At 73.1% G+C, this 6,911-nt stretch carries 8 protein-coding genes; 2 read left to right on the forward strand and 6 right to left on the reverse strand.

The genetic code is table 11. The features are described 5' to 3' along the window. From HUW36_RS21950 to HUW36_RS21975, 6 genes are all read right to left on the reverse strand, one after another. Nucleotides 1–993, reverse strand: a 993-nt coding sequence (locus HUW36_RS21950) for a hypothetical protein (RefSeq protein WP_174529900.1), incomplete at its 3' end; no start/stop codon positions are given. A 254-nt stretch (nucleotides 994–1,247) separates the two neighbouring features. Further along, nucleotides 1,248–1,481, reverse strand: coding sequence for a zinc-ribbon domain-containing protein (locus HUW36_RS21955; protein WP_174529901.1), 234 nt, complete (start codon nucleotides 1,479–1,481; stop codon nucleotides 1,248–1,250). Nucleotides 1,482–1,566: 85 nt separating this feature from the next. Further along, nucleotides 1,567–2,394, reverse strand: a complete 828-nt coding sequence (locus tag HUW36_RS21960) for an SRPBCC family protein (protein ID WP_174529902.1) — start codon at nucleotides 2,392–2,394, stop codon at nucleotides 1,567–1,569. Next, nucleotides 2,387–2,947: a winged helix-turn-helix domain-containing protein gene (locus tag HUW36_RS21965; RefSeq protein ID WP_174529903.1), complete on the reverse strand. Its 561-nt coding sequence runs from the start codon at nucleotides 2,945–2,947 to the stop codon at nucleotides 2,387–2,389. The genes HUW36_RS21960 and HUW36_RS21965 overlap by 8 nt, the downstream gene beginning before the upstream one ends. A gap of 91 nt (nucleotides 2,948–3,038) precedes the next feature. Beyond that, entirely contained in the window at nucleotides 3,039–4,382 is a 1,344-nt protein-coding gene (locus HUW36_RS21970) for a class I SAM-dependent methyltransferase (RefSeq protein ID WP_174529904.1), read from the reverse strand. Next, nucleotides 4,379–5,764: an FAD-binding oxidoreductase gene (locus tag HUW36_RS21975; RefSeq protein WP_174529905.1), complete on the reverse strand. Its 1,386-nt coding sequence runs from the start codon at nucleotides 5,762–5,764 to the stop codon at nucleotides 4,379–4,381. The genes HUW36_RS21970 and HUW36_RS21975 overlap by 4 nt, the downstream gene beginning before the upstream one ends. Nucleotides 5,765–5,857: 93 nt before the next feature. On the opposite strand from HUW36_RS21975, the gene HUW36_RS21980 reads away from it, so the two are divergent. Further along, nucleotides 5,858–6,328, forward strand: coding sequence for an aminoacyl-tRNA deacylase (locus HUW36_RS21980; RefSeq protein WP_174529906.1), 471 nt, complete (start codon nucleotides 5,858–5,860; stop codon nucleotides 6,326–6,328). Between the two features lie 40 nt (nucleotides 6,329–6,368). Then, entirely contained in the window at nucleotides 6,369–6,653 is a 285-nt protein-coding gene (locus tag HUW36_RS21985; RefSeq protein ID WP_174529907.1) for a DUF427 domain-containing protein, read from the forward strand. Nucleotides 6,654–6,911 lie beyond the last annotated feature (258 nt).

Raw genomic sequence — 6,911 nt, forward strand, 5'->3', positions numbered from 1 at the left:
CGGCTCGGGGGTGCGGACGCCCTCGGCGAGCGCCAGCACGTCGGCCACCTCGACGACGCCGCCGAGCGCCTCGCGGACCGGCCGGCCCAACGCCCCGGTGTGGCCGCGCGCCTCGTGCCGGCAGAAGTAGGCCAGTTCGCAGGCGGCCAGGCAGTCCGGCGCGTAGCGGGCCGGCACCTGGTGCAGCGCGGCCGCGAGGGTGGCCGGGTCGGCCGTCGGGTCGGCGGTGAAGCCGGCCGGCACGGCGGCGAGCAGGTCGTCGACGCGGGCCATCCGGGCCAGCTGGCGGCGCAGCACCAGCAGTTGCCGACGCACGTCGAGCAGGCTGGCCACCGGCTGGTTGGTGAAGTCCCGGGGGCAGACCAGCACCACCTCGTGCGAGACCAGCTCCGGGTCGCGGCCCTCGGCGGCGAGCAGGTCACGCAGCGCCAGCACGTAGACGGCGGACTGGATCGCCGCGGCGGCGACCTTGGCCGGGTCGGCCTGCCCGTCGATCACCGGAAACGACTTGATCTCCACGACGTGGAAGCGGCCGGCCAGCCGCGCGGCGACCAGGTCCGGTTCCAGGTGCACGCGCCGTCCGGCCACGTCCAGGCCGAGCAGCGGGTGGTCGAAGAGCGCGGGACCGTCGCCGCTCGCGGTCAGCGCAGCCCGGGACCGCCCCGGCCGGTCGTCGTCACCGCCGAGGTCCGTCCAGGTCGCGCCGGCCGGCACCGGTACGCCGAGCCGCTCGGCCACCAGGCGCAGCAACTCCGCTCCGCCGTCCGCCTTGACCTGGGCCTCGAACGCGTTGCCCCGGGTGATCGCGAAGCGGGACTGCCCGAAGCGGGCCGGGAAGCCGAGCCGCTCGGCCAGCGCCGGCTTGTCCGCCCCGGCGCTGTCCAGCACGGCGCGGCGCGTGCAGCCGGGATTGCCGGTCAACGCCGCGACGGTGCGCGCGTTGTGCCGCCGGGGCGGCCCCCCGCCGCGGATCTCGCTCAGCCGATCTTCCACCCGATGAAGTGTAAGGAAGGGCCCCCTCTTAACGCCTCCGGTAGAGGCGGGGCCCCTTATTAACAAGCCCAGGGGTCAGCGGCCGGCGGAACGGTTCCACGGGGACCGCGGCGACAGCGCCCCCGCCGTCGGTCGGCTGCGGCGACGGTGCCGACGGCCGGGCGTGCACGGCGGGCGGGCGGCGGTGTGCACCGGTACGGCGGGCGGGGTGACCGGCTGCCGCCCGATCAGCCAGCAGAGGAAACGGGTCACGGTCAGCCGACCGGGAGGCGCTCGGCCTCGGCGCGGGAGATCTCGTACTCGGCGCCGCAGAACGTGCACTGCTGCGCGTACCGGGTGCGCACCGGGATCAGGGGAATGAAGAAGAGGCTGAACTTCGTGACCCGCCGGGTGATCACCTGGGCGGCCTGGTTCCCGCAGTGGCGGCAGACCTGGGTGACGACGCCGGACCGGTCGACCTTGGTCCGCAGCCCGAAGATGAAGAACATCGCCCGCCATTACCCATCCGGGGCACGTGTTAAGCGGGGCCCCCTCCTATACCGGAGGCGTTAACAGGGGGCCCCTCCTTACACCTCAGAGCCAGATGGGCTGCCAGTCCGGCACCTCGTGGAACCGCCGCAGCTCGGCCAGGCCGGCGACGCTGCCGGACCAGGCCGCGTACGGCGGGTTACCCTCGTCGAAGCCGGACTGCACGAAGGTCAGCTTGGTCCGGCCGCCGGACTCGGCCAGCTCCCAGGAGGTGACGCCGGTCGGTCCCCAGTCGACGGACATCGCCCGGCCGGGCGTCACGTCGAGCACCTTGGCCGCGTAGCCGGCGTCGAAGCCGCCCATCGCGTACCGGCCGCCCTCCCAGGGCTCGATCCCGATCGGGTAGCCGAACCAGGCGCTGGCCTGCTCGGAGTCGGTCAGCGAGGTCCACACCTTGTCCATCGGCGCGTCGATCAGCAGCTCGCCGCGCAGGTCGGCGGAGGTGAAGTCGGTACGCGGCAGCAGCGGCCGCCCCTCCAGGTGCGCGTTGAGGTTGGCGATCGCGAGCGCCCAGAACGTCTGGAGCACGCCCCGGATGCTGCTGCCGTTCATCGCCTCCTCGAAGGAGAAGTGGCTCTGCCGCAGCGTCAGGACGGTGGCGTCGCCGTCGGGCTCCCACTCGAACTCGGTGGTGGTCTCCACCCCGTCGAGCGTCCACGCGAAGCGCAGTGTCTTCTCGTCGGCGTGCAGCAGCCGCTGGTGCGGCACGTCGCCCTCGGGCGTGTAGCGGCCCCAGAACTCGTACCGCCCGGGCAGGTCCACCTCGGCGTGTTCGGCCAGCCACACGCGCAGCTCGGCGGGATCGGTCAGCGCCCGGCGGACGGTCGCCACCGGCGCGGCGAGACGGGCGCGGACGGTCATCGGGTCACTCATGCTGGTTGCCCTTCGGGTAGCAGGCCACGGCGAGCTTGAAGGCGTCTCCCTCGGCGCCGCCGTAGCGGGTGAACAGGTCCCGCAGCGTCGACTGCAGGTCGTGCAGGAACTCCTGCCGCCGCTCGGCGGGCACCCGGATCTCGCCGGAGACGCCGATCGACGGAAGCTCGGGGGCGGTGCGGTCCAGCCCGGCGATGTCGGCCTGGACCTCTTCCATGAGGTCGAGCAGGTAGCCGAGGCTCAACTCGTCCTGTGCCCGGCGGGCGCCGCCGATCCGGCCGACCAGCCGCGGGGAGAGCCAGTAGGACCGGGCGACGGCGCGGTAGATGCCCTCGTTGATGCCGCGCACCCGCCGCTCGGCCACCTGCTCGGCCAGCCCGGCCGCGACCAGTTGCTTGACGTGGTAGTAGACGCGCTGCGGCGTCTGCTCCAGCCGGGCCGCGACCTCGGTGCAGGTGCGGGGCTCGGCCAGGTGCCGCAGCACCTCGATGCGCTGCGGCTTGAGCAGGGCTTCGGCCTGCTCGCGCTGTTCCAGATACAGGACGTCTCTCATGGCAAAAACAAGCTTGTACGTAAAAAAGTTACTTGTCAATAGGAACGACGAGAGGCCGCACGATCCGTGCGGCCTCTCGTCGGTACGGGTGTCAGGGCGTCCAGTCGGGGCGCAGCGGGTAGCCGTCGACCCCCTGCGGCCCGTTGTGCGTGGCGAGCACCTGGTGCAGCTGGATCCCGTTGCGCTCGAACGCCATCCGGGAGCCGGCCATGTAGAGGCCCCACACCCGGGCGGTGCCCGGCCCGACCTCGCCGACGCAGAAGTCCCAGTGCTCGACCAGGTTGCGGCACCAGCCGGCCAGCGTCAGCGCGTAGTGCTGACGCAGGTTCTCTTCGTGGTGCACCTCGAACCCGGCGTCGTGGATCTCGCTGATCAGCCGGCCCGGACCGGCCAGCTCGCCGTCCGGGAAGACGTACCTGTCGATGAACGCGCCGGAGCGGTGCGGGGCGCGGTTGTCGGCGCGGGTGATGCAGTGGTTGAGCAGCCGGCCGCCCGGCTTGAGCCGGGACCGCAGCGCGCCGAAGTAGGCCGGGTAGTTGCGCACCCCGATGTGCTCGGTCAGCCCGATCGACGAGATCGCGTCGAACTGCTCGCGCGGCGCGTCCCGGTAGTCGAGGTGCCGCACCTCGGCCAGGTCGCCCAGCCCTTCGCGCTCGATCGCGGCCCGCGCCCACTCGGCCTGCGCCCGGGACAGCGTCACACCGAGCGCCTTCACGCCGTACTCCCGGGCCGCGTGCCGGACCATGCCGCCCCAGCCGCAGCCGACGTCCAGCAGCCGCATCCCCGGCTTGAGCGCGAGCTTGCCGGCGACCAGGTCGTACTTGGCCCGCTGCGCCTCCTCCAGCGTGTCGCCCGGGCTGCGGAAGACCGCGCAGGTGTACGTCATGGACTCCCCGAGCACCTTCTCGTAGAAGGCGTTCGACACGTCGTAGTGGTGCGAGATCGCGTTGCTGTCCCGCGTCCGCGAGTGGCGCAGGCCGTTCACCACCCGCTTCCAGCGCGGCGCGGCCTCCTGCGGCGGGGGCGGCGGCGGCATCAGCCGCTCCCAGCCCAGGCCCTTGACCAGGGCCAGCGCCTCGCCCATCGGCGGCATCCGCAGCGGCATCTCGTCCTTGAGCACGCGCAGCGCCTCGTACGGGTCGCCCGGGTGCACGCCCTCCAGCCCCAGGTCGCCGCTGACGTAGGCCCGCGCCATGCCCAGGTCACCGGGCGCGGTGAGCAGGTAGGACAGGCCCCGCTCGGTGCGGATCGCCAGGGTGATCCCGGCGTCGGCCGGGCCCAGGGCGCTGCCGTCGTAGCCGGTGACGCGCACCGTCAGGTCGCCGGTGGTGACCGCGCGGACCACGTCCGCCACGGTCGGTCCGGTGCGCCGGCCGCCCGCCGGCGGACCGGCCGGGGCGCTCGCCGCCCCCGGTGTTCGGTCGGTCAGACTCATGCTCGGGATACCGCCTTCTCGTACAGTCCGGTGAGTCGGTGGTCCGGGTCGTAGCGGTCCTTCACGGCGCGCCAGGTGTCCCCGCCGTAGAGCCGGTCGAACGCCGCCCGGTCGTAGTACGCGTCGGAGTAGAGCGACTTGTGGCCGCCCACCTCCGACACCATGCGCTCGATCTGGCGGTTGACGTCGCCGTCGGCGGCTCCCGCCGCGATCGGCACGCTCCCCCAGAAGCCGATGTTCACATACGTTTCGCCCGGTTGGAGCGGATACAGCGGCCACGCCCTGGCGGACCCCCGCCCGGCCGGCTCACGCAACCGCAACGGGCAGAGCCAGACCGGCGTCATGCCGACCTCGGCCGCGAACCAGCGCAGGAACTCGGCCGTGCGGTCCAGCGGGATCTCCACGTCCTGCACCACCCGCTCGCGCGCCGGCCGGCCCCGCCACCTGTCGATCCGGGCCGCCACCTGGTGCCGGTGCTCCAGCCGGACGATGCGGTGGTAGACGTCGCTGCGCCGGTAGCGCTGCGGCCAGAGCCGCCGGACCATCGGGTGCTGCACCCCGAACGCCGCCGAGCACCAGAACCAGTCGGTGTCCCATCGCCAGAGATAGTCGTACGCGCCGAGCACGTCGCGGGTGCGGCGGCGCAGCGAGCGGTAGTAGATCTCCTGGCCGGTGTAGTCGGACGGCGGCCCCTCGGCCTCGTCGGTGAACGTGCCGAGCACGAGGTAGGCCTCGCCGGGACTGAACATCACCCCGTCCATGGCGTCCACCGGGTCACCGGCCCAGGCGCCCTTGGCGACCACCTCGGCCACCGCGTCGGCCAGCTCCTCCAGCCGGGTGAACCGGATGTTGCGCAGCGCCATGTGCCGGCGGACCGGTTGCAGCTCGATGCGCAGCCGGGTGGCGTAGCCGAGGCTGCCCAGCGAGTTGGGGAAGGCCCGGAACAGGTCGGCGTGCTCGCCCTGCGGCCGGGCCGTGACGATCTCACCGGCGCCGGTGAGGATGTCCATCTCGGTGACCGACTCGTGCGGCAGGCCGTTGCGGAAGGAGGTGGACTCGATGCCCAGGCCGGTCACCGCGCCGCCCAGCGTGATCGTGCGCAACTGCGGCACGACCAGCGGCATCAGACCGTGCGGCAGCGTCGCGTCGACCAGATCCTCGTAGGTGCACATGCCCTGCACGTCGGCGGTGCGGGCCGCCGGGTCGACGCCGAGCACGCCGGTCAGTCCACTCACGTCCAGGCCCGGCGTACGCGGCGCGGATCGGGGGCGGAACAGGTTCGAGGTCTGCTTGGCCAGCCGTACGGGTTCCCCGGCGGGCACCGCGGCGTAGGAGCGCCGCAGCGTGTCCACCGCCCGTTCATGATCACGGACAGCGTGCATGAGATCACCTTACGCCCGGGTACGACAATTCGTGGGATGTCCACGGTGGCCTTCCGGCGACCCGCCGACGACCCGCGGGTTACCGTGACGGCCATGGCGAATCCCGCGCTCACCGCCCTCGACGCCGCCGGCCTGCCGTACCGGGTGATCCGGCACGGGCCGGTGGCGAGCCTCGCCGAGGCGGCCGAGGCACGCGGCGTCGAGGTACCCGACGTGGTCAAGACGATCGTGGTACGCCGCGGCGAGGGCGACCACCTGTTCGTGCTGACCCCCGGCGGCCGGGTCGTCTCCTGGCCGAAGCTGCGCGCCCTGCTCGGGGTGAGCCGGCTGTCGCTGCCCGACGCCGAGGCGGCGAAGGCCGCGACCGGCTACGCGCGCGGCACCATCACCCCGTTCGGGTCGCGCACCGCCTGGCCGGTCGTCGCCGACGAGCGGCTGCGCGGCCGGGAGATCACGCTCGGCGCGGGCGAGCCCGGGACGGCCGTGGCGCTGGACGCCGACGCCGCGCTGTCCGCGCTCGACGCCACCGTCGCCGACGTCACCGATCCGGAGCCGACCCGCTGAGCGGTGGCCGGCGGGCGGCCACCGGCATAGCGTGGAGGACATGCCGAAAGCCGTCTGGAACGACCTCGTCGTCGCGGAGAGCGACGACACCGTGGTGGTCGAGGGCAACCACTACTTCCCCCGCGCCGCCCTGCGCGACGACCTGATCCGCGAGTCGGACACCCACACGGTCTGCCCGTGGAAGGGCACCGCCTCCTACTACACGCTCGAACACGGCGGCGCCACCAGCGCCGACGCGGTCTGGTACTACCCGGACCCGAAGCCGGACGCCGAGATGGTGCGCGACCGGGTGGCGTTCTGGAAGGACGTGCGGGTCGTCGACTGAGTCACCGTGCCGCCGGGGCGACTGGCCCCCGGCGGCCCCGGTGGGTCAGGATGCCCCCATGGCCGACCCGCACACCGACCCGTCCGGCACCGTCTACGGCGCCCGCCGCGCCCGGGGCGTCCGGCTGCCGCAGGACCCGTTGATGCGGATCGCGCTGGGCGTCGCCACGGTCGGCGTACTCCTGGGGGCCTTCTTCGCCACCGGCGTGCTCGGCGGCGGCGACGGCCCGCCGGTGGAGATCGGAAGAGCGTCGTGTAG

The sequence above is a fragment of the Micromonospora maritima genome (genome assembly GCF_902825405.1).
In the GTDB taxonomy this organism is placed as follows: domain Bacteria; phylum Actinomycetota; class Actinomycetes; order Mycobacteriales; family Micromonosporaceae; genus Micromonospora; species Micromonospora maritima.

Excerpts from the sequence above, each read along its gene's own strand:
- HUW36_RS21955 (WP_174529901.1), bottom strand. The coding sequence starts at position 1,481 with ATGTTCTTCATCTTCGGGCTGCGGACCAAGGTCGACCGGTCCGGCGTC.
- HUW36_RS21960 (WP_174529902.1), bottom strand. The coding sequence starts at position 2,394 with ATGAGTGACCCGATGACCGTCCGCGCCCGTCTCGCCGCGCCGGTGGCG.
- HUW36_RS21965 (WP_174529903.1), bottom strand. The coding sequence starts at position 2,947 with ATGAGAGACGTCCTGTATCTGGAACAGCGCGAGCAGGCCGAAGCCCTG.
- HUW36_RS21970 (WP_174529904.1), bottom strand. The coding sequence starts at position 4,382 with ATGAGTCTGACCGACCGAACACCGGGGGCGGCGAGCGCCCCGGCCGGT.
- HUW36_RS21975 (WP_174529905.1), bottom strand. The coding sequence starts at position 5,764 with ATGCACGCTGTCCGTGATCATGAACGGGCGGTGGACACGCTGCGGCGC.
- HUW36_RS21980 (WP_174529906.1), top strand. The coding sequence starts at position 5,858 with ATGGCGAATCCCGCGCTCACCGCCCTCGACGCCGCCGGCCTGCCGTAC.
- HUW36_RS21985 (WP_174529907.1), top strand. The coding sequence starts at position 6,369 with ATGCCGAAAGCCGTCTGGAACGACCTCGTCGTCGCGGAGAGCGACGAC.